Origin of the sequence: Sorangium sp. So ce367 (genome assembly GCF_051520455.1) — a bacterium.
GTDB lineage: Bacteria > Myxococcota_A > Polyangia > Polyangiales > Polyangiaceae > Sorangium > Sorangium cellulosum_B.
Genome location: NZ_CP150334.1, coordinates 5,918,496 through 5,942,131, shown reverse-complemented (window position 1 = coordinate 5,942,131; position 23,636 = coordinate 5,918,496). Strand labels below are relative to the sequence as shown.

11 protein-coding genes are annotated in these 23,636 nt (G+C 70.0%); 3 read left to right on the top strand and 8 right to left on the bottom strand.

Features of this window, described 5'->3' with window-relative positions; genetic code table 11:
* Window positions 1–3: 3 nt before the first annotated feature.
* Together WME97_RS22610 and WME97_RS22605 are read right to left on the bottom strand one after the other, a co-directional pair.
* Entirely contained in the window at window positions 4–948 is a 945-nt protein-coding gene (locus WME97_RS22610) for a bifunctional methylenetetrahydrofolate dehydrogenase/methenyltetrahydrofolate cyclohydrolase (protein WP_437554815.1), read from the bottom strand.
* A 121-nt stretch (window positions 949–1,069) separates the two neighbouring features.
* Window positions 1,070–1,867: a hypothetical protein gene (locus WME97_RS22605; RefSeq protein ID WP_437554813.1), complete on the bottom strand. Its 798-nt coding sequence runs from the start codon at window positions 1,865–1,867 to the stop codon at window positions 1,070–1,072.
* 423 nt (window positions 1,868–2,290) lie between these two features.
* Here WME97_RS22605 and WME97_RS22600 point away from each other — a divergent pair, with 423 nt between their 5' ends.
* Window positions 2,291–7,231 (top strand): MG2 domain-containing protein, encoded by a 4,941-nt coding sequence (locus WME97_RS22600; RefSeq protein WP_437554811.1) that lies wholly within the window; start codon window positions 2,291–2,293, stop codon window positions 7,229–7,231.
* A 66-nt stretch (window positions 7,232–7,297) separates the two neighbouring features.
* Here the strand turns inward: WME97_RS22600 and WME97_RS22595 are convergent, their stop codons facing one another.
* The gene (locus tag WME97_RS22595; protein ID WP_437554809.1) at window positions 7,298–8,887 is read right to left on the bottom strand and encodes an endo alpha-1,4 polygalactosaminidase; all 1,590 of its coding nucleotides are present in this window, start codon (window positions 8,885–8,887) and stop codon (window positions 7,298–7,300) included.
* A 275-nt stretch (window positions 8,888–9,162) separates the two neighbouring features.
* Here WME97_RS22595 and WME97_RS22590 point away from each other — a divergent pair, with 275 nt between their 5' ends.
* On the top strand, window positions 9,163–10,647 hold the full coding sequence (locus WME97_RS22590) for a sigma 54-interacting transcriptional regulator (protein WP_437554807.1): 1,485 nt from the start codon (window positions 9,163–9,165) through the stop codon (window positions 10,645–10,647).
* Here WME97_RS22590 and WME97_RS22585 read toward each other — a convergent pair.
* The 5 genes from WME97_RS22585 to WME97_RS22565 all read right to left on the bottom strand — a co-directional run bounded on the left by WME97_RS22585 (window position 10,637) and on the right by WME97_RS22565 (window position 16,025).
* The gene (locus tag WME97_RS22585; protein WP_437554805.1) at window positions 10,637–10,825 is read right to left on the bottom strand and encodes a hypothetical protein; all 189 of its coding nucleotides are present in this window, start codon (window positions 10,823–10,825) and stop codon (window positions 10,637–10,639) included. The two genes, WME97_RS22590 and WME97_RS22585, sit on opposite strands and share 11 nt — an antisense overlap.
* Window positions 10,826–11,319: 494 nt before the next feature.
* The gene (locus WME97_RS22580; protein ID WP_437544988.1) at window positions 11,320–12,594 is read right to left on the bottom strand and encodes an IS91 family transposase; all 1,275 of its coding nucleotides are present in this window, start codon (window positions 12,592–12,594) and stop codon (window positions 11,320–11,322) included.
* Window positions 12,595–12,600: 6 nt separating this feature from the next.
* Window positions 12,601–13,464: a tyrosine-type recombinase/integrase gene (locus WME97_RS22575; RefSeq protein ID WP_437544987.1), complete on the bottom strand. Its 864-nt coding sequence runs from the start codon at window positions 13,462–13,464 to the stop codon at window positions 12,601–12,603.
* Between the two features lie 258 nt (window positions 13,465–13,722).
* Window positions 13,723–15,261, bottom strand: coding sequence for a tyrosine-type recombinase/integrase (locus WME97_RS22570; RefSeq protein WP_437554803.1), 1,539 nt, complete (start codon window positions 15,259–15,261; stop codon window positions 13,723–13,725).
* A 242-nt stretch (window positions 15,262–15,503) separates the two neighbouring features.
* Window positions 15,504–16,025, bottom strand: a complete 522-nt coding sequence (locus WME97_RS22565; protein WP_437554802.1) for a hypothetical protein — start codon at window positions 16,023–16,025, stop codon at window positions 15,504–15,506.
* A 927-nt stretch (window positions 16,026–16,952) separates the two neighbouring features.
* On the opposite strand from WME97_RS22565, the gene WME97_RS22560 reads away from it, so the two are divergent.
* Complete coding sequence (locus WME97_RS22560; RefSeq protein WP_437554800.1) at window positions 16,953–23,636, top strand: RHS repeat-associated core domain-containing protein; 6,684 nt, start codon at window positions 16,953–16,955, stop codon at window positions 23,634–23,636.

The window sequence follows — 23,636 nt, the reverse complement described above, 5'->3', positions numbered from 1 at the left end:
GGTTCACCCGCCCGGGTGGGTGTTCTTGTACAGCCGCAGGCTGTTCCGGATCGCCATCGTCACCGTCATGGGGCCGACGCGGGGCACGAACACGCTCGCCTTGCTCTGGATATCGTCGCTGAAGTTCTTGAAGGTGGAGAAGTTGATGCAGAGGGCGCCCTCGCGGATCTCGGCGCCCTGCACGACCGGGAAGCTCCGCGAGGGCACGCCGGTCACCACGATGTCCGCTTGCCGCAGCGCGCTCGCCCGGTCCACCGTCGTCTCGCGCACCTCGTGCATGTCGCCCGAGGAGCTGGGCACGAAGAGCAACGGACCATCGATGTCGAACGAGGTCACGTGGGCTCCGTCGTGCGCCATCATGCTCGCGAGCGGCCTCCCGACGACCTCGCTCCGGTTGAAGATGCACACGCGCCGGCCCTCGAGCGGCCGCTCCCCCTCGCCGAAGAAGCCGGCCGCCTCGACCAGCTTGAGGATGGCCAGCGGCGTACACGGCAGGATCGCCTTCCTGGTCTTCGCCTCGTCCAGGAAGCGCTGGTTCTGGTACAGGCAACGTGCCCAGAACGTGTGGAGCCCCTCGATGTCCTTCGCGGGATCGACGCTGTCCCGCAAGTACACGTCCTGCTCCGTGCCGAAGATCGGGTAATACACCATCATCCCGTGCACGCGCGCGTCCTCGTTCGCCGCGCGGATGGCGTCCTCGGCGTCGAGCCGCGTCGCGTGGCGGATCTCGAAGCGGATCCCCACGTCCTCGCACGCCTTACGCGTGTACTCCGCGTATGTGTACGACGGCCCGTGATCCGCCGCGAGCACACCGACCAGGACGAGCGGCTCGGGCAGCGCCGCGAGCTCCGCCCGGATCTCGCTGCGGAACGTCTCCGCCACCGCGGTCGGATCGAGGACGCTGGCCGTGCGCGTGCCCGGGCTCGGCGGAATGTGGTGAGGGTCCATCCTGGGGCGGAGACGAGCACGCGCGAGCATCGGTGTCAAGTTTCCGGCGGGCGACTCTATCTCAACTCCACCTCTCGGAGACTCCATCCTTTCGGAGAGCCGCCGTGCCTGGCTCACGAGCTCATCGCGAGGAGGACCGCCGCTCCTGGCCCGCGTCCACCACGGGCGCCGCCACGCGGTTGCTCTCGGCCTCGGCGGGGCTGCCGGCGCCGGGCACGCGGAGGAGCATACCGCCCTTGCCGCGCAGCTCATCGACGAAGTTCGCTCCGAACACCTCTTCGGGCGTGTCGCCGTCGCGTCCGCCCATGCCCGAGAGCCCCTCGAGGCTCGCGACGTTTCCGTCCCGGCGTCTGGGCGCCGGACGAGAGCGCAAGATATCGTCCCGGGTCACCTTCAGCGCCACCACGTCCTCGCGCATCACGTCGATCCAGGATGCGGGGAAGTCGGCCTCGGCGCCCGCGGGGCCGCGCACGCGGAGCCGCGAGATGTCGTTGCCAGGATCGTTCGCGCCGATGCCAACGAGCTGCGCCTCGGCCTCGTCGGCGGTCATCACCCGCGTGTCGGGGCCGAGCTCGACCGTATCGTCCGTGACCCCGAGCGCCTCCTCCAGCTCCTGCCTCCGCTCGGGCGGCTGCGGCACGAGCGAGGTATCGACGCGCCCCGGCGGCTGCGCCGTCGTCCGCCCCTCGTAGTACCGAGGCAGCGCCAGGAGCTCGTCCCGGCCGGGCCGTAAGCGGAGGTGCCCGTCCGCCGTGCCCTGCACGAGATCCATCGAGATCAGCAGCTCCTCGCTGGCCAGCGGAGAACGGAGCACCACGTGGGTCAGCACCCCCCGCTCCCGGTCGACCAGGACGCGGTCGAGCACGCCCGCATCGAGGCCGCCGTCGGCCATCACGGGCATCTCGAAGTCGATCTGCATCGTCCCCTCCTCTGCGGCGAAACGCCTTGCGCCCGGGCGAGAACCTGAGACGGTCGGATCCCGATGTCCAGGGGAGCACGGCGCGGACCCTCGTGACCGGTCGACCCCATCCTATGGGCCGGGCACGCCGCGCGGCCTCACCATCGCGGGGGCTCGGCGGTCCTCGGCTCGTCGAGCCATCGAGTTGTCGAGTCATCGAGTCATAGAGGCGTCGCTATTCCCCCATGGGAACGGACACCCGCACGCGGTGGAGGCGCGGGTGGGCTACAACCTTGGCACAAGGTGGCGCACATCCTGCGCGCGATCCGCGTCTATTCCCGCGGATTCGCTGCTCGATGGCGGTGTTTCGTCTTGGTACGGTGGATGCAACCTACGCGCCGGCCGCTGGGGATGTGCCAGCGCCGATCGGGAGGATTTGGACTTATGCGTGTACGCTTCGATGCTCTCCGCCGACGCTGGAGCTCTCCCCACCTGCTCGCCGCGCTGGCGCTGGCGAGCGCGTTCGCGGCGGGGTGCTCCTCCGATGAGGCCCCGCCAACGTCGCTTGGTCGCCCGGATCAGCCGCGGAACGGCACGCTCGAGGTCGACGAAGCGAGGCTGCTGGGCGTGATCGACGGGAGCGATCTGCGCCTCCAGATCCCGGTGCGCAACCTGACCGCCGGCGCGACGAGCGGCCACCTGCGCGTCACGCTCGTCGATCTCGGCGCGGACAGGGAACAAGGCACGACCGAGGTCGACCTGGAGATCGCGGGCGGGACGGCGACCACCGCGGAGGCGCGCCTTCCGGCGCCGGCCGTGAGCGCGCAGCCGGGCCTCGCGCGGTACCTCGTCCGCGTCGACGACGGGTCGGACGAGGGGCTGCTCGTCACGCGGAGCCTCCTGCGCGTCATCCCGCCCTACGACGTGCAGCTCGAGGGGCCGGCGCGCGTGGTGCGCGGGCGCACCGCGAGCTACCGCGTGCGCGCGACCGACGCTTTCTCCCATCAGCCGGTGCCCAACGTGGAGGTCGAGCTCGCGGTGGGCGAGGGGGCGCGGCCGCTCCGCGGGACGACCGACGCGCTCGGCGCCGCGGTGTTCGAGGTGGAGCCCGGCGCGCTCGGCGCGCACCCCGTCTCCGCGCAGGCGCTCGGCTTCGGCGTCAACGCGGCCCTCACCGCGAACATCACCGTCGAGGGCCCCGGCCCGAAGCTGCTCCTCACCACCGACAAGCCGCTCTACAAGCCCGGCCAGACGATCCACCTGCGCGCGCTCGCGCTCGAGCGGGGGAACAACGCGCCGCTCGTCCGCGAGGCGATCACGTTCGAGGTGGAGGACGGCAAGGGCAACAAGATCTTCAAGAAGCCCATCGAGACCGACGCCTACGGCGTCGCCGCGACGACGTTCCGGATTGGCTCCATCGTGAACACCGGCGAGTTCAAGGTGCGCCTCGTGAGCGGGGAGACCACGACGGAGAAGGTCGTGACCGTGGGGCAGTACGCGCTGCCCAAGTTCGAGGTCGCCGTGAGGACCGACAGGCCCTGGTACACCGCGGGCGACACGCTGACCGGCACCATCGACGCGCGCTATTTCTTCGGCAAGAACGTCGCCGGCGGCAGCGTGACCATCGAGGCGGCGTCGCTGGACGTCGGTCAGACGACGTTCCAGCGCATCGTGGGCGAGCTCAACGCCGAGGGCCATTACGGCTTCAGCCTGACGCTTCCGCCGAGCCTCGCGGGCCTGCCGCTGGAGCAGGGCGACGCGGCCGTGACGCTGACCGTCACCGTCGCGGACACGGCGGGGCAGGAGGTCACGAAGGCGATCCCGGTCAAGGTCGCCGCCGACGCGGCCACGATCGTGCTCGTGCCCGAGGCGCGCGAGCTCGTCCCGGGGATCCCCAACACCCTCCTTCTCTTCGTCACCGACCCGCTCGGGGCGCCGCTCGCCGACACGGCGGCGGTCATCACCGCGCCGGACCGCACGCAGCTCACCGCGCGCACCGACGCCTTCGGCCAGGCCGCGGTGAGCTTCACCCCGCCGGTCGCCACGGCGGAGGGCGCGTTCGAGGTGCGGGCGACGGTAGGAGAGCGGGCGGTCACGCGGAAGTTCTCGTTCGGCACGCAGACGGGCGGCGAGCACCTGCTCGTGCGCACCGATCGGGCCGTGTATGAGACCGGCGAGACGGTCGAGGTGACCATCGAGTCGAGCGAGGAGTCCGGCAGCGTCTATGTCGACTGGCTGAACGACGGTCAGGCCGTGGACATGCGCTCTCTCGAGCTCGAGGCCGGGCGCGCCCGTTTCACCATGCCCGTCGACGCCGGCCTGCTCGGCAGCAACCGGGTCGAGGCGTACCTTGTCGACGACGATGGCAATCTGGTCCGCTCCGGCCGCACCGTGTTCGCGCGGGGCGACTCCGCGCTGAGCGTCGAGGTCGAGGCCGACAAGCCCCTGTATGCGCCGGGGGAGACCGCGACGCTGCGGCTGTCGGTCAAGGACGATGCGGGGAACCCGAAGGTCGCCGCGCTCGGCGTCCAGGTGGTCGATCAGGCCGTCTTCGCGCTGGTCGACGCCCAGCCCGGGCTGCTCCGCACCTACTTCGAGCTGGAGGACGAGTTCGCGAAGCCGAGCTACGAGATCCACGGCCCCGCCGCGAACCTCCAGGACCTGCTGTTCAACGCGACCGCGAGCGAGGATCCCGAGCAGGCCGAGGCCGCGCAGGTGAAGACCCAGGCCTCGCTCGCCGCGCTCGCGGGCACGTCGCTCACCGGCCTCCAGGCGCGCACGTGGCCCGCCGTGCTGGCGAAGGTGCCGGAGGAGCTCGCTCCGTTCAACGAGCGCCAGAAGGGCGTGATGAAGCCCTGGCTCGCGGAGGCCACCGCGGCCGCCGCGCAGGAGCTGAAGGCGCTCGGCTGCGACAGCACCCAGTTCAGCTGCAACGGGCAGGGCGTGTACGTCGAGCTGCTCGGGAGCCGGGTCGCCGAGCGCCTGCGCGCCTTCGACGTGTGGGGCAACGCGTACCGGGTGGCCTCCAGCTGGAGCGGGTTCACGCTGCAATCGTCGGGGCCCGACGAGGTGGAGCAGAGCCCGGACGACGCGACGTTCGCGTTCACGTTCGGCGATCTCGGGGTCCCGGTGCCCCCGCAAGAGTGGAATGAAGGGGGCATCCCCGGCGACGCGGACGGCGGCTGGGCCAACGGCGCCGCGTCCGCATCGAGCGGGGGGACCGGAGCGGGCGGCGGCTCGGCCGGGGATCCCACCGCGGAGCCGGGCGGCGACGGCGGGCCGCGCGTCCGGCGCGAGTTCCCGGAGACCCTCTACGTCAATCCGAGCGTGATCACGAGCCCGGACGGCACGGCCACCCTGAGCATCCCGCTCGCGGACAGCATCACCGAGTGGCGGCTCTCGGCGCTGGCGAACTCCACGGACGGCAAGCTCGGCGGCATCCAGAGCGGCTTCAAGGTGTTCCAGGACTTCTTCGTCGACGTGAGCTTCCCGGCGACGCTCACGCGCGGCGATGAGGTCGAGTTCCCGATCGCCGTCTACAACTACCTGGAGACGCCGCAGACGGTCGATCTCAGCCTCGAGCCGGGGAGCTGGTACACGCCGCTCGGCTCGACGTCGACGACGGTGTCCCTCGCGGCGGGCGAGGTGCGCGGCGTCCGGTTCCCGGTGAAGGTGAACACGGTGGGCGTCAACTCGCTCACGGTCACCGCGCGGGGCAGCGCGGGCGCCGACGCCGTGGCCCGCACCGTGCGCGTGGTCCCGGACGGGAAGCCCTTCGCGGAGAGCGCGTCTGGCATGCTCGCGCCGGGCAGCGCCGATCACGCGCTGTCGTTCCCCGCGGACGCGGTCCCGGGCTCGAACCAGCTCTATCTCGAGATCTACCCCGCGTTCCTGTCGCAGGTCGTGAGCGGCATGGACAGCATGCTCCAGGTCCCGAATGGCTGCTTCGAGCAGACCACCTCGACGACCTGGCCCAACGTGCTCGTCACGCAGTACATGAAGCAGACAGGCCAGATCACCCCGGAGATCCAGATGAAGGCCGAGTCGCTGATCTCGGCCGGGTACCAGCGATTGCTCACGTTCGAGCACTCGGGCGGCGGCTTCTCGTGGTTCGGCGAGCAGGACGGGCATCCGTACCTGTCGGTCACCGCGTTCGGCGTCATGGAGTTCGCCGACATGATCAAGGTCCACACCGTGGACGAGGCGATGCTCGCCCGGACCGTCAACTGGCTCGCCGGGCAGCAGAAGGCGGACGGCACGTGGGAAGGCGACCAGACCGAGTTCTTCAGCTTCCACACGGGCACGCTGCGCAACAGCGCCTTCGTGCTCTGGGCGCTCGCGAGCGCGGGGTACACGGGGCCCGAGATCGGGACGGGGCTCGCCTACCTGGGCCGCTCGCTGAAGCCGGCGACCGACGACCTGTACACGCTGGCGATCGCCGCCAACGCGCTCGCCGTGGCTGACCCCTCCGGCGCGCTGACCGACAGCGTGCTCGACGCCCTGGACCAGCGCAAGACCGCGGAAGGAGACGCATTTTACTGGGATGACGGCGGCACGCAGACCTCGTTCTACGAGTCCGGGAACGACGCCAGGGTCACGACCACCGCGCTCGCCGCCCATGCGCTGCTCTCCGCGGGCGCCCACCGGCCGAGCGCCGACGGCGGCGTGAAGTTCCTGACCCAGTCGAAGGACCCGAACGGCAACTTCGGCTCCACCCAGGCGACGATCTGGAGCCTGCGCACGCTGCTCCTCGCCGCGAGCAAGGGGACGGAGGGCGCCACGGGGACGGTGACCGTCGCGGTCGACGGCGACGCGGCGGGCACGGTCTCGCTGCGCGCGGACCAGGCCGACGTCATGACGACGGTCGACCTCACGCACCTCGCGACCGCGGGCGCGCACGACGTCACGCTCTCGTTCGCGGGGGAGGGGAAGCTCAGCTACAACCTGGTGAGCCGCCACAACTTCCCGTGGAGCGCGGTCCCGAGCGACGCGGGAGGTCCGCTCGCGGTCAGCGTGACGTACGACAAGACCCAGCTGTACGTGGACGACATCGTGACGGCGTCGCTGAGCGTCCAGAACAAGACGGACTCGGTGCAGAGCATGGCCCTCGTGACCGTGGGGCTGCCGCCCGGCTTCCAGCTCCTGACCGAGGATCTCCAGGAGTACATCGCGGCGGGCCAGCTCTCGAAGTTCGAGATCACGGGCAAGCAGCTGATCCTCTACGTGAAGGAGATCGCCGCGGAGCGCGCGGCCACCTTCGTTTACCGGCTGCAAGCGACCATGCCTGTCAGGGCGGAGGACGGCGGCGCCGAGGTGCACCCGTACTACCAGCCGGAGCAGCAGAGCTTCTCCGGAGCGCAGACCTTCGAGGTGGCGGGGGAATGAGCGGCTGAGCGGGTGAGGGGCGCTGACCGCGAGGGCGCGGCCGGCGCCCCTGCGCCGGCGCGTGGATCAGGGGCAGGCGACGCGCCAGGCGTCGAGGTCGAGCTTCTTGATCAAGGTGGAGAGCCCGAGCGGCTTCGTGGCGGCGCAGACGGCGTTTGCCTGCGAGGCGTCGACGTACTCCGCGTGGAACACCGCCTTGCCGGCGCGGATGAACGGGGTGAGCATCTCGCACTCGTCGTATTCGTGGCACTCCTCGTTCAGGGCCCAGTCGAAGCTCCCCACCAGGTCTTTCACCTGGTCGAGGTCGTTCTTCAGCCCGATCGACAGCCCGCGCGCGTGCGCCTCGGCGGCGAGGAAGCGGTTGTAGTCGAGCTGCGTCGCCGCCGTCAGCGGGAAGCCGGGGCTGTTGGTGTAGCCGTCGACGTTGTCGGGCTCCACGCCGTCGCAGCGCCTCTGCACCGCCAGGTCCAGCCGGGCCTTCATGACGTCGCGCACGCCGGCGTTGCGGGTGTCGAGCCACCGCTCGCCCGGCCAGCCGTCGAGCGGGTTGCCGAGCGCCGCGGCGGGGAACTTCGACGCGTCGTCGCGCCAGTCCTCGCTGCTCCCCGCGCTGAAGTAGCAGATCACCTTCTTCCCGGCCGCGCGCAGCGTGTCGATCTTCGCCTGCGGGGCGTCGAAGAGATCGATGTCGTACATGGCGACATCGAGGCTTGTGTCGATGGTGCCCGTGAGCTGCCATTGCCACGTCGTGCCCGGCGCGGGGACCCAGATGCCGCCGGTGGAGCCACCGGTGCCTGTGGAGCCGCCGGAGCCCCCGCTACCGCCGGAGCCGCCGCTACCGCCGGCGCCGCCCGAGCCGCCAGCGCCACCGCTGCCGCCGGCGCCGCCGCTGCCACCCGCCCCGCCGGCGCCGCCGCTGCCACCCGCCCCGCCGGCGCCACCGCTGCCACCCGCCCCGCCGGCGCCACCGCTGCCGCCGGAGCCACCGCTGCCGCCGGTACCACCGCTGCCGCCGGCGCCGCCGGAGCCGCCACTCGTCGTGCCTGTGAGGACGAGCTTGTCGAGCATCGAGCTGTCGACGGAGCTGCTCGTCGCGTACCGGATCTTGAGGGTACCGCCCGCCACGAACCGCCCGAGCGACCCCGGCAGGCCAAGGCTCGCGTTCGTCCAGGACCAGTCGCGCGCGAAGGCGTTGTCGCCGACCGCGACCCAGGCGCGGGCGGCCGCGTCCCACGCCTCGAAGGTCCAGCGCATCTCCGATTTCGCCGGGCCGCGGTAATTCACGCTCAGCGCGAGGGACGCGAGCTGCGCCGCCGAGGTGCCCGAGGGGAGCGTGTACTCGCACGTCGCGCTCGTGTTGGGCGCGAACTCGACGTACTTGCTCCACACGTCCTGCTGGCCCGTGAGTTCCCCCGTCGCGAGCGCGGCGGCCGTCTGCCCGGCGCCGATGCTGCCCCGGCTCACCGTCAGCTTGGAGCAGGTCATCGTGAGGGCGCCGGTGACAGCATCGCCGCTCGCCGCCGAGGCGATCTCCGCGTCGGAGCTCGCATCTGCGCCGCACCCCGCGGCGGCGAGCGTCGCGGCCAGGCTCACGAGGGCATGGCGCAGGGCGCCGCCGATCGCGAGAGAGGACGCCGGTCGGATGGGATAAGTCATGCTCGTCTCCTGTCGTGTTGGTCGTTGGTGAAGCCAGGCGCACGTCGGCGCGATGCGTCTCCAGACGCTCCGATCCCCGCGATGGCTCCGGGCGATGGCGGTTCCCGCAGGTTCCCGCAGCCTCTGCGCGCGCCGTAGAGGCGCTGGTCCGTGCGCGCCGCAAAGGCATTGCAAGGCGGGGACCAGCGCGCGATCCGCGTCTTCCGCGCGGCGGCGCGCGCCGCCGTTGCCGAGGGTTGTGCAAGCGTCGTACACTTGCGCAACCTTCGAACGGCATGGCGGAGCGAGACCCTCGTCGACAGGAAGCTTCTCCGCCGAGCGCGGAGCCGCCGCGTGCCGCGGTCGAGGTCGCGACCGAGCTCGACGCCGCGGAGAGCGCGCCCGGCGAGGGGACGCCGCAGGGTCAAGCCTCCCTGATCGTCCGCGCCGGTGACGGCGCCGCGCGGGTGATCGATCTCACCGACGGCGATGTGGTCGCGGTCGGCCGCGCGCCGGAGTCCACGGTCTGCATCGACGACGCCCGCGTCTCGCGCAACCACGCGCGCGTCGCGCGGCGGGGCCAGACCGTCGCGCTCGTCGACCTCGGGAGCCGCAATGGCACGTCGGTGAACGGCGCCGTCGTGCGCGGGGCGGAGCGGGCCCTTGCCGGCGGCGACGTGATCCGCATCGGCCCGGCCGAGATCGTCGTCGCGATCGCGGCGCCGGCGCCCGTCGAGGCGGCGCCGCCGGGGGCCGCGCCGGAGGCGCTGGAGGGCCCGCCCTCCGGCGCCGGCGCCGGGTTCGTCGTCGCGGACGAGGCCATGGTGAAGGTCTTCCAGGTGGTGCAGCGCCTCGCGCGCGCGCAGACGACGGTGCTCGTGCTCGGCGAGACGGGCTCGGGGAAAGAGGTCGTCTCCGAGCAGCTCCACCGCGCCAGCCCGCGCGCCGGGGGCCCGTTCGTGAGGCTCAGCTGCGCGGCGCTGCCCGAGGCGCTGCTAGAGAGCGAGCTCTTCGGGCACGAGAAGGCCGCCTTCACCGGGGCGGATCGCCGAAAAATCGGCTACTTCGAGGCGGCGCAGGGCGGCACGCTGCTGCTCGACGAGATCGGCGAGCTGCCCCTCGCCATGCAGGCCAAGCTGCTGCGCGTGCTCGAGAGCCGGCGCGTGGCCCGGATCGGCGGCACGCAGGAGATCGAGCTCGACGTGCGCGTCGTGTGCGCGACGCACCGGGACCTCCAGGCCGAGGTGGCGGCCGGGAGGTTCCGGCAGGATCTCTACTATCGCATCAGCACGTTCGTCCTCCGCGTCCCGCCGCTGCGCGAGCGGCGCGCCGAGATCGCGCTGCTCGCGCACCGCTTCGCGCAGCAGGTCGCCGGGCGCATGGGGGAGCGGGCGCCGCGCTTCGCGCCCGCGGCGACGCAGGCGCTCGAGGCGCACGCGTGGCCCGGCAACCTGCGCGAGCTGCGCAACGCGGTGGAGCACGCCGTCGTGCTGGCCGAGGGCGGCGTCATCGAGGTCGAGCACCTTCCGGCCTCGGTGGTGGAGGGCGCCGAGGGCGCCGCGCCCCCCGCGAGCGCGGGCGCGCCCCCGTCGAGCACGGGGGCGCCGCCGCCGTCCGCCGACGGCGGGACGATGCCGGCGCGCCTCGCCGAGCTGGAGAAGCGGAGCATCGAGGACGCGCTCGCCGCCGAGGGGAACAACCAGACGCGCGCGGCGAAGCGGCTCGGCATCTCGCGGCGCGCGCTGCTGTACAAGCTGGACAAGTACGACATCAGGCGGTGAGCCCCGGGGAGCGCGCATGGGCTCCGCGCCCGGGAGCCGGCGCGCTTCGGCGAGGGGGGATGCTGGTGGAGTCGCCGGTGGCGAGCCGGCGCGCGAACTCGGCCAGGTCTCGCTCGAACGCCTCGGCGTGCTCCTTCCCGACACGCCGGGTGATGGCGGCGTGGATCGTCAGGCTCATGCGCGGGCTGCCTGGTTCCGCGTGTCAGAAATCCCGCCAGGATTTCTGAGACGACGCGGCGGAGGCGGACGAAATGTTAATAATTTCAATCTGTTCTGTCTGATTCGCGGCCGGCTCGCTCTCCGGCGTGGCCCAACGCGGGCCCAATGAATAGGCGTTTGCGGGACTGCGCCTGAGCAGCAGCGGCGGCGAGGTCCCGGCGCAGTCCCGCAAACGTCGGGTTGGACCGGGCCGGTTCGCGGCCGGGCGAGGCGGTCGCGAGGCCTATGGAGATCCTGCCCGAGAAGGCCGCAGAAGGCGGGCGCGGCGGGGCTCGCACGCGTGGTGCATCCCGCCGCCACGACGTTGGGCGCAGACGTGCCGAGGCAGAGCGCGGCGCCGATGGAGGCCCAGCAGCACGCACGCCGCCGAGGTGGACGGCGCAGAAGGCGGATCGATGCCTGACCGCCGCGCAACGGAGGTGGTGCTGTCGCTTCTGCCCAGGCCAGCGATGCTCATGACGTGTCCGGAGGGGCGGCGGAAGAGCCGACGACGCACGACGGCAGCGGGCGGCGAGCCATCGCAGCCTGACCGCAGCGAGGACAGATGGACAGGTCGATCCCCGTGAGCTCGGCGAGCAGCGTGCACCAGTCGACCTTGACGACGTGGCGCGCAGAGGGCTCGTTCTCGTAAGAGCTGCCTTCCCGGTGCTCATCTCCCCCGACAGCGCACTGCCCTGCGTCTCGCGCCGCCAGGATCCTCGTGCGTGCCACCTCGAGCGTGGTGGTGGCGTGACACGCGGCCATCAGGCCGAAGTGTCGGATCTTCACGAAGCGATGTGGCAGCACGTGCATCAGGAAGCGACGCAGAAACTCGTCTGCGGAGAGCGTCACGGTCTTGTCTCCGCGGGTCCGGAAGCACACGCCGCGCTCATCCATCCACCGCAGCCGGTGATTGGACAGCCCGACACGGTGGGTATAGCGACCGAGGTAGGCAAAGACCTGCTCGGGCCCAGCGAAGGGCGGCTTGGCGTAGACCACCCAGGGCTTGCGGTAGAGCGCGTCGAGCAGCGCAGCGAAGGCAGCGGGGTTGGCCAGCGCGGCGGCCCCGCCGGTCAGGTCGAGCTCTCCGGCGTCATAGGCCTGCCGAAGCGCGGCGAGCAACTTGCCGCGGAAGAGCTTGCCGAGGACCTGCACAGGGAAGAGGTAGCCGCGCCGCCCCTCGATCCAGCGCGAGCCGTCGGGCGAGAGGCCGCCGCCGGTGACGATGCAGTGCAGGTGCGGATGGAAGCTGAGATTGCGGCTCCAGGTGTGCAGCACGGCGGTGACACCGAGGTCGGCGCCGAGCCGTTTGGGATCGCGGCCGAGCGTGAGCAGGGTCCGCGAGCCGCACTGGAAGAGCAGATCGAAGACCCTCTGCTGGTTGACGAGCGCCAGCGGGCGCAGCTCGGCCGGGAGCGTGAAGACGACGTGGAAGTAGTGCGTCGGCAGGATGCGCTGCTGCCGCTCGGCGATCCACCTGGCCTGGCTGAGGCTCTGGCACTTGGGACAGTGGCGGTTGCGGCAGGAGTTGTACGAGGGCTGCTCGTGGCCGCAGCTCGTGCACACGTCGACATGGCCGCCCAGCACCGCGGTCCTGCACGCAGCGATGTCGCGCAGGACCTTGCGCTGGGCGGTGGAGACGGCGTGGGCGCGCAGGTAGGCCTCGCCGTGGGCGCGGACGATATCCGCGACCTCGAGCCGAGGCCTACCCGTCGCCGTGGGCCGCGGCGCCGGGGGATGCGGGTGCACGCGACCTCAGCCGAGCTTCTTCTTGGCCTCCTGGGTGCCGAGCACCTCGACCGGGCTGCGGGTGCGACCGACGTGAGCCTGGCTGACGCGGACGTAGCGGACGGTGGTGCGGATGGAGCGATGGCCGAGCAGGGCCTGGATGACGCGGATGTCGGTGCCGAGCTCGAGCAGGTGGGTAGCGAAGCTGTGCCGCAGCACGTGCGGGGTGACGCGCTTGTGCAGCTTGCAGCGCCTCGCCGCCTCGCGCAGCGCGTTGCGCACCGCCTCGTGCGAGATGACCGAGCCCTGCTTGCGACCCGGGAACAGCTCCGGTCCAGCGGGTCTCTCCGCCCGCCAGTAGATGCGCAGCGCGGTCAGCACGGGGGCGCTGAGCATCACGTACCGATCACGCCCATGCTTTCCATTGCGGACGTGGATGAGGTTGCGCTTGCTGTCGATGTCCTCGACCCGCAGCGAGCAGACCTCATCGATCCGCAGACCGGCGCCGTACGCCGTCAGTACGATCGTGCGCTGCTTGACCGAGCCGATCGCGTTGAGCAGCGCCTCGACCTCGGTGCCGCTGAGGACCGGCGGCAGCTTCTGGGGTACCTTCGGCCAGGGGATCGCGACAGCGACCTCCGGACGCCCGAGCGTGGTGGCGTAGAGGAACTTGATCGCCGCCACGTACTGGTGCTGCGTCGCCTCCGCGATCTTTCGCTGCTCGGCGAGATAGAGCAAAAACGCGCGCACCTCGTCGAGACCCATCTGCTGCGGCGGCTTGCGGTGATAGGCTACGAAGGCCCGTGCGCAGCGGAGGTAATTGTCGCACGTCGACGGCTTGTATCGCCGCAGCTTCAGGTCTTCGGCCATTCGATCGCGGAGCTGTCCCATCGCTGCCCTCCTGGTGGACGCGGCGCCCGGGCAGGGGCGTCGCGAACGGCAGGGTGGGCAGGGAATGAGGCGGCGGGCGGCCAGTCCTGCGCGGCGCCGGGCTCTTTTTTCGCAATAAATACTGGCAAAAGCCGCGCTGCGGCAGCAATGACTGCCGTGACAACCGCAGCGAAGACAAGGATCCGAGCCGCGGCAGGAAACCGCGGCTCGGTATCCGGAATGCTTAACGGCGCAGGGCCCGCAGCATCTTCTTGAGCCTCACGCCGAGCTCCTGCACCTCGTCAGCATCGCGCTCGCTCGCGGCCGGCACAGGAGCTGCCGCGAAGCGGCTTGGTCCAACGGGCCGCCTACAGCCACCGGGGCGCCCGCTGCGGGCTGGCCGGCGTGGTCAACGACCGCGCCCGGCGCTCGGTGGTGCAGCGCGCGGACAAGGGACGCGCCGTTGCTCGGCGACGGCGAGCCAGCCTCCGGGCCCGCGGACATGGGATCACTTCCACCCAAACGGCCGCCCCTGCCGTTCAGCTCGGGGATCGCCTCGTCCAGAGGAGCGAAGTCCCCCAAGCCGAGCTCAGCAACCTTGCGCGCGGCGCGCTTGTAGTGGTGGATCTGACGGCTCGACTTATGCCCGGTCCGATCGGAGATCCACGTCTCCGTGCGGCCGTTCGCGAGCTTGATCGAGATGAAGGTCGCACGGGTGTCGTGCAAGCGTATATTCAGCCGTGACTGCGTGGTCTCGAACAACTCGGGCCGATCGATGCCAGCACGGCGCAGATGATTTCGAAAGTTGTGTGCCCCACTGCGCCCCGGCAGGGGCCCGCTCGGCCCAATGAAGACACGCTCCTTCGGGGGACATACAGCGAAATAGGTCCGAAGCGCGCGCACGACGTCGGGTGAGAGTGCCCAGGCGCGTGGGTCATCTGTCTTGTTCTCGTCGAGCACCACGGCGCCGCGCTCGAGATCGAGGTCGGATGGCTCCAGCCTTCCGGCCTCGTCTGCACGCATTCCCTCGCGAATCAGGAAGCCATAATAGATCCGATAGGACAGAGGAATATTCACCGCCGCCATGAGGCGCCTATCCTCGTCGGGATAGAGGGAGCCTTTGGCCTTGTTGTCCTCCGCCTTGGGGATCCATCCACGCGGCAGCGGATTGCTGGCGATGATGCGCGCCGGATAGGTCGCGAGCGCGAGTATCCGATGAATGACCTTTGCGACTCCTTGGCGCGAGGAGTCCTCAAGATGTCCTGGCAGCATGGAGATCGCGCGATCCGCATGATCGAGCGTCAAACGAGCGAGAGGAACGGGGCCGAGTACCCCTAGAACATGATTGAGTTTATGCCGGTATTGCTCCGGATGGCGAAGCGCTTTCACATGCAATGGGTATTGCTCGGCGAGCCTTCCAGAAACAACCAACTCGGCGAACTCAGCGAAGGTTGTTTCCCCGGACGCGCGAGCACGCGCTTCGCCCCTGCAGAGTTGCTCGATGGCAAGCCGGACGTCGCGGAGCGCGCTGCCCTCGCGCGCCGCAGCCCGCTCCAGCAGCGGCAAGCCGAGAACGATCTGGCCGGCTGCGAGCAGGCGCCCGGCGAGCTCGGACAGCACCTCCAGGCGCGCGTTGGCCTCCTGCTCTGTCCGGCACGTCGGCAAGCTGAACGTGGATCGACCGGCCTCGCCAAGGCTGAGGCGCGCGGTCCACGTCTTCCCGCGCAGCCGGACGGACCCGGAGCCGTTGGCGCGCTTGTCTCCTGCGGGCCTGCCGGGCGCGCGAGTCGCCAGCTTCGATAGCGCCGTCGTGCTCACCGAACTCGGCGCGCCTGCGGCGGGCGCAGCTTCCTCCGCTCCCGGAGAGGGCCGCCCGCCAGAGCGGCTCGGACGCGAACGCCGGTCGGTCGACGCTGGTGCAGGGAGGGATGAGGCGGGGGACGACGCCGAGCGCTTGGCGCGCGCCCGTCGCTGGGGTACGTCAGTCATGGGTCGGTCTCCGGTGATGCGGGGGTCGATCAAGGGCCCGTCCGGCGTTCGCTGCGCCGAGCGGGCCCGCTCTACTTCGGCGACAGCCTAGCACGGCTTGTTCCTGCAGGAGGAACGCTCGCCCGGTCGGTGTGCGTACATAGGACAGATTCGAGGCCGGCAGAGGCCAGCACGGCGGCAACCCGCGTGCGCTCATCCACCTCTGCGTCACGGCCCGATGCTGGGTCACCAGCCAGCGCCTGGAGGTAGGCGACGAACGCTTCGCGCTGGACGAGGCGCAGCTTGCCAAGCCTGGTGACCGGGAGCGGGAAGCCTGGTCCGCGGATCGTGTCGAGGTAGACGCGTGCCGGGATCCCGGTGACCGACTCGACATTCTTCTGCGAGAGCAGCTCCGGCTGCGGTGCTGTGAGTGTGAGCCCCTCCAGCGGGATCGCGAGCGTCGCCGTTGCTGTGACGGGATGGGCAAGCCCCCTCGGGGGGCACGATCCTCGGGCAGGCACGTCCGGGAATGTCCTCTCCACCACGCGTGTGCCGTGTTCCACCTGACGAAGCGCAAGGGGTGCCGATACACGGGCGAGAGCCGCTCGTGTCATGATGTACCTCCATCCGTGTTGGGTTCGTTCGCAACCGTGACCGACGCCGCCGGAAGGGGCACGAAACGGTAGTTCTGCGCTCCCGGTAGTTCGCCGCGAACTACCGGTGTACGCGCCCGGAAAGAACATCAAGCGATGTCGCGGGGTTAGGTGTTTTTGGAAGCGTCGCTGAGGGGCCGAAAAACTGGGAAAATGAAGGGCTCGATTTGGTAGTTCTGCGCGCCCCTTCCGCCCCGCGCGCGGAGGTGAAACCGAGGCGGGCGCCGGGACCGGCTGCGGCGTCGGGCCGCGATGGCGCCCCGAGGAGGTGCGTCCGGCTGAGGAGCCCCGGCACCGGCCGGCGCCTCGTCAGCCGCTACGAGCACATCTTCGCCTGATGTGCGCTGCTCCTATCGGGGGAGGGAATCGCCTCGACGCGGTCGCCGTCTTGCCCTAACACCATGCGGCCATCGTGGTTCCAGCCGATGCCGCCCTTGTCCGGCGGTTCCCGATCATGGCCAACGCCCTCCAGCGTGAGCTGGTCCTCGTCGAGGTAGCCAATGCCGATCGGGTCGCCGCCGTACCTGGGCTGCCGTGGCGCGTCCCGATCACGCCGTCGTGCGAGCTGACCTCCCGTACCAGCGCAATCCACTCAATCTGGGGTCTTGCAAGGCTCAGCCGAAAACCGCGCTCGTGGTCGTCGAGGCAGTGTGCGCGCCGCCATGCACGCGTTCACGCTCGGTTGCCCTCTCCTCGTCGCGACTTCATCGTGGACGGCCAATAGCCCCTCGATGAGTGAAGCTGTGGCGCCCGCCGTGTGTACGCCGAACAGGCACAGAGGCATTCATGAATGCCTCGATCTCGGCATGCACGGGGCGGCTCAGCATGAGCGCAGCGCTTGACGCGCGATGCAGCGTCGTGGCACTGCTGTTCGCCGGGGAGGCTGCGATGTCGCCAGTTCCGCGTTGTGTGCACCGGGCATTGATCCCGCTCTGGATGTTTCTCGCTTGCGTGCTCGGGTCGGGCGGGTGCTATTGCGCCTTCGGCGAGCCGCTTCCGGAGCCGCCTGGCCTCGTTGCCTGCCGGACGCAGCGCGCGCATGCCCCAGCCACGTCCCGTCCCGCGCCGGAGGTCGAGACCGTCGCCGCCGGCACCATCCCCGGGGCGTTTTCCATCACGAGCACCGGTGAGGCCCTGTACACCATGGATCTGGCCTCGCCGCCCTCGCGTGCGGGCATGGGTCCTGGGCTCCAGATCGTCTACCGGAGCGACGGCGGCGACGGCGTGCTCGGCAACGGCTTCTCCCTCGCCGGACTGTCCGCGATCACACGATGTCCGAAGAGCCTCGCGCAAGACGGGGAGATCCGCGGCGTGCGGTACGACGGAGACGACGCGCTCTGCCTCGACGGCCAGCGCCTCGTCGCCGTGGGAGAGAGGCCGGGAACCATCGAGTACCGCACGTTCCCGGATACCTTCGTCAAGGTGGTCGGTCACTACCCTCCGGAACGTAGCGCGCCCACCGAGGCGCTCTTCTTCGAGGCGAATCTGCCCTCCGGCCGTATCGTGGAGTACGGCCGCGCCGACGGCAGCAAGCCGCTCGCGCGAGGCGGCGTCCCGCGCGCGTGGCTCGCGAACGAGGCCCGCGACGGCCGCGGCAACGCCATGACGTACGCATATTGCCTCGCCGAGGCCGAGGACGGCCATACCGCCGAATATGCGGTCGACGAGATCCGCTACACGAGCTTCGAGGGCACGCCGTCGCTCGAGCCTTCCCGGGCGGTGCGCTTCGTGTACGGGACCAAGGACGCGGCCGCGGTTCGCACGGGCTACTCGGGCGGCATGGCGCTCCAGCGCTCGCTTCGCCTGGAGGAGATCCAGATGCTCGGTCCGGGCGACGCGCTGGTCCGGAGCTACGGTTTCCGCTACGAGCTCAGCCCGACGACGAGCCGGACGCTCCTGACCCAGGTCGAGGAGTGCGCGAGCGACGGGGTCTGCAAGCCTCCGACACGGTTTCAGTACAGCCGCGGAAAGCCCGGATTCGAGCGGCTCACGACGGACATCGCCAAGCCGGTCTCCGAGAAGGCGAGCCCGATGGTGTTCGACATCGACGCCGACGGCCTCGACGATCTCGTGATTCCGGACATCGTCCCGGGGTCCAGCACGCCGTCGCATCCGATCACCACGTGGCAGGTGGCGCGCAACCTCGGGCCCAGCGCCTCGCCGTCCTTTCTCGCGGCGCCGGAGCGCGCCTTCCTCCAGGATTGGCTGTTCGTCGCCGATCCGGATGGACCGTCCGACCCGGCCTTTCTTCAGCCCGAGCTCGGGACGGTGCTCGATTACGACGACGATGGGCAGATGGACGTCTTTCTCCACGACGTCTTCGACACCAGGACCACATGGCACGTGCTCCTGTCCCGGCCGGACCGGACCTTCGCGCTGCATGACACGGGCATCCGCCGGCCGTTCCCGCTCGGGAGCACGCCAAAACCGCCGAGCCTGAGCAGCCCCGTCGCCTCGGTGCACCTCGCCGATCTCGACGGCGACTCGGTGCCGGATCTGATCCAGTGCCAGGACCACGTCGAGGAGCTGGTACCGGATCCGCGGTCCGCCGTGTGGACCGTCCACCTCTGGAGGCCCGCGCGCGGCGCGACGCCCGCGGGGTTCGGCCCCACGGGCGAATCGATCGAGGTTCTCAGCGCCTATCCATGCGATGTGGAGCTCCACACGCTCGACATCGACGCCGACAGCAAGATCGATCTCGTCGTGCCTTCCCTGATGTTGTGGAATGACGGGACGCCCCTCATCGGAGAAAGCTACGAAGCGATCATGCGCCGGGGCGAGGGGCGCTGGGAGCTCATCGACACCAAGCTCCCTGTCGTGCGGCCCGGGGACCGCGTCGTCTTTCTCGACGTCAACGGCGACGGCCTGCCCGATGCCGTCGAATCGGATGTCCATAGCCACCAGCTCTATACCTACCTCAACACGGGGCCGACGTTCGTGATGTCGCCCTTCCGGACCGTCAACGCGTTCAGCTTCGGCGATCTGCTGGGTATCCCGGATCAGGACGCGCTCTTCCGCCTCGCGGTGCCGCTCGACTTCAACGGCGACGGACGGCAGGATCTGCTCATGCCCGTCCCACCAGGCATGCTGCTGAGTGGCTCCAATGTCCTCCCCTCCTGGGCCGTCCTGCAAGCGACGGGCGACCTGGCGGGGCCGCCGTTCAAGCTCGTCGATGCAGGGGTTCCTTTCGAGGCCAAGCTCGGCGACGCGATCACGCTCGCCGATCCGCGCGGGCCGCGCACCGGCGATCTCGACGGGGACGGGGCCCAGGACGTGATCCTGGCGCTCGGCGGTGTTTTCAACGTCTTCCAGAACCTCTCGGCCGACCAGGATCTCCTGGTCGCAGTCTCTGACGGGATGAACGCGCACGAGCCGACCGAGCCGGGCTTCGTGCCCAACGTGAGCCTCTCGTACGGCCACCTGACCGATGCGCCGGTCACGAGCGGAGCCGCGGAGGAGGATCCTGAAAGGAGGAGCGCGCTCTACGTCGCGCGTTCCGGCGCGGCGGACGACTGCGGCTATCCTCGGCGCTGCGTCGCGGGCCCTCGCCGGGTGGTCAGCGCGTACGCGCTCAACAACGGCGCGGATCGAGCGAGGCGCTTCGAGGTCGGCTACCGCGACGGGCGCTACCACCGGCTGGGCCGCGGATTTCTCGGGTTCGGCGAGCGGATCGTCACCGACCTGGATACGGGGGCCGTGACGATCGACGTCTACGATCACATCACCTTCGACGACGAGCTCCAGGTCTTTCCCTTCGCGGGGAGCATCCAGCGGACGCTGCGCGGGGCTCCGGGGCTCGCGAGCCAGCCCAGGCCGGAGCTGATCGAGCTCTCGTTCCGCGACGTGACGTGGACGCTCGTGCCGACCAACGACGGCGCCACGTACTTCACGCTGCCCACCGAGCGCCGGGTGAAGCGAGCGCAAGGGGTCTATCCGCCCCCGAGCGGGGACGCGACATCCATCGAGGTCTACGTGCGGGAGATCGAGCGCGGCGGCGATGGCGCGACGCTGCTGCGCGACTCGATATCGAAGGTGACGGACTTCGACACGTTCGGCAACGTGCGCGCCGAGGAGGTGTCGACGGAGGGCGTCGACCTGACGCTCGAGGTCACGCGGTCGTTCAAGAACGATACAGGTCGCTGGGTCCTCGGCCTGCTTGAAACGCAGAAGGAGTGCAGCGCGGCGGCCGGGATGTCGCAGTGCAGGATCCTCAAGCGAACGAACACGATCCACGGCGAGGTGGAGACCGAGTCCACCGAGAGCGACGACGGCCTGCCGGACACGAAGCTGAAGCTCACCTATGCGCGCGACGACTTCGGGAACATCACCGGCGTCATCGCGGAGGACGCCTTCGGGCACAAGCGCAGATTCAGCACGGGCTTCGACGAGGAGGGCATGTTCCCCGAGAAGTACGTGAACGCGGCCGGGCACACCACGCTCGTGGAGCTCGACGACGCGCTCGGCGTGCTCCTCAAGCGGGTCGATCCGAATCAGCTCGTGACGACGTGGGCGCACGACGGCTTCGGGCGGCTCGGCATCGAGAGGCGCCCGGACGGCACGACGACGACCGTCACCCTCGCTCGCAGCAAGGAGGGTGGCCCGGAGCAGGATGCGTGGCGGGTGAGGCAGCAGAGCATCACGACCGGCGGTGCCGACGATACGGTGGAGTTCGACAGCCTCGGCCGCCCGATCCGATGGCTGGGACACGGGCCCGAACCGGAGCCGTCGGAGGGCTCGGGCGGTGCGAAGCGCATCATGCAGGAGATCGGGTACGACGCGCTGGGCGAGCACATCGCACGGCGCTCGGTGCCGGCCAGGGAGGACACGCCCGAGAGCGCGATCGTGTACGATCGCTACGAGTACGATGCGGCGGGCCGCGAGGTGCGCCATACGACGCCGTGGAACGCGGTCACGACGACGGCGTACGATGGCCTGCAGGTGCGCGTCACCGACCCGCTCGATCATGTGACGGTGACCGAGCAGGACCCGCTGGGGCGCATCAAGACCATCACCGACGCGGCCGACGGGATCACCCGTTACGCGTACGGTCCCTTCGGACTGCTGCACACGCTCACCGATCCGGGCGAGGCGGTGACGCGCACGACGCGCGACGCATTCGGCCGCGTCCGGCAGCTCGACGATCCCGATCGGGGCACGACGGTCTCGATCCATGACGGCTTCGGCGAGCTGATTTCGTCGACCGATGCGCTCGAGCGAAAGGTCACGTGGACGTACGACGCGCTCGGTCGACCCCGCTCACGCGTGGACCAGTACGGCGCGGAGAGCCTGACGACCACGTGGACCTGGGACACCGCGGCGCATGGCCTCGGGAAGCTGCACACGCTCGCGAGCCCCGACGGGGAGAAGACGTACGGGTACACGGGCCGTGGCCAGCTCGGCACGATCGCGCTCCGCATCGACGGCGAGCGCTCTCCGCTGGAGGCCAGGCTCGGTTATGACGACTTCGGCCGCGTCGAGACGATCACGTACCCGGCGCCTGCCGGCGCGACGCCGTTCGTCGTGGCCCACGATCGCGACGCGCACGGCCATGTGCTCGCCGTGCGCGACAGCGGAACGAACCTCGCCTACTGGCGCTTGACCGACGTGGACGACGCGGGGCGCTTCCGGGAGGAGGTGTTCGGCAACGGCGCCGTCACGGAGAGGAGCTACTTCGCGGACAAGCAGCGTCTGAGGCACATGGCGACGCAGAGCGGCGCGGGGGAGGTGCAGGACCTGGACTATGGGTTCGACGATCTCCTGAATCTCACCCGCCGCACCGACGCGCTCCAGCCCGAGAACACGACGGAGCGCTTCCGGTACGATCCGATCCGACGGCTGACGTGCGCGTACTTCGGCGCTCTCGAGAGCGCGACGGCGCCCTGCGCGCTCCGCTACGACTACCACCCGAACGGCAATCTCACCTTCAAGTCGGACGTCGGTGACCTCTCGTATGGCGACCCGCTGCACCCGCATGCGATCACCGGCACCGGCGCGGGTACGGACACCTTCGCGCATGACGCCGTCGGGAATCAGACGGCGCGGCCCGGTGGTACAACGGTGCGCTATACGCCGTTCGATCTGCCGGAGCGCATCACGCAGGGCGCGAGCACCATCACGTTCGACTACGACGGCGACCAGCAGCGGATCCGCAAGACCACGCCGGAAAAGGAGACGCTCTACTTCGGCGATCTGTACGAGCGGGTCACCGAGGCGGCGTCGGGCGCCGTGGAGCACCGGTACCACGTCCACTCGCCGGAGCGCGTGGTGGCGATCGTGACCCGGGGAGGCTCGGACGACGGCACGCGCTACGTGCATGTCGATCACCTCGGCTCGATCGATGCGCTCACCGACGAGGACGGCGACGTGATCGAGCGGCGGAGCTACGACCCGTTCGGGCAGCGCAGGAGCCCCGTGTGGGGGGAGCGCCCGCCAGCCTCGTTCCCGAGCGAGACGACGCAGGGATTTACGGGGCACGAGAGCGACGACGAGCTCGGGCTCGTGAACATGAAGGGTAGGATCTACGATCCCAGGATCGGGCGGTTCTTGACGACGGACCCGATCGTTTCGATTCCATCCTTCGGGCAGAGCTGGAATCCGTACAGCTACGTGCGCAACAGCCCGCTCAATCACGTGGATCCGAGCGGCTTCCAGGAAGAGCCGGTGGAGCCGCCGATCCTGCCGGTCGACTCGGTGGTGCGCCCGGAACAATACGCCGTAGAGATCTTCTACTCGCCGCCGAAGGCAAACCAGCCTGAAGAAGGGCCGCGCGAGGCCGTGGAGGTCGGCGCCACGACGGCGCCTATCGACGTGGGCACGACCGGAAGCTCGTCCGGGTACGTGCCGCAGCCGGTGACCGTCTCGCCGGAGCACTCGGGCGTCGGCGGCCCAGGCACCGTCGTCGGCCAGACCTTGCTGGGCGCCGCGGAGGGGACGCGCGACCTCGGAGCAGGGATCGGGCGGATGCTCGTGCTGAATGCGCTGACGCTCGGGATGTACAGCGGCTACGAGTTCGCCAGCGCGATGTGGGAGGGCTACGACGAAGACGGCCTCGTCGGCGCGCTCAACGCCGTCAACCCGCTCTACGAGATCGGGCGCAACGGCGCCGACACGGCCCTTGCTATCGACCGGAGCGACTATCGGGCGGCGGGCGCGGCGGGGGTGAAGACGATTCTCCTCGGCGCGGCGACGGTGTTCGGTGCGGGCAGAGGGCTGGGGGCGCTCGCGGAGGAGGCGGGGGCCGCAAGGGGGGGAGTGCCAATCGTCCGAGTACCGAGCGCTCGATATCCGGAGACAGCCGGACACATACGTGATGCGCAGGCGCTTGGTCATCCGTCAACTTTGACGATCGATCGTCCTGGTATAGGCGCACGACGAGCCGAGGCACTCAGTAGCTACGCGAAAGTTCCGGGAAAACAGCTCGACGAGTACCCACCAGCCATGTTCAGGGAAGGTGGATCGGGGGCGAGTGTTCGCCCTGTGTCGCCCGCAGACAACATGGGCGCAGGGGCCTGCATTGGGAACCAGTGCCGAGGGATGCCCGACGGTACACGTATCAGGATCATCGTGGAGTAG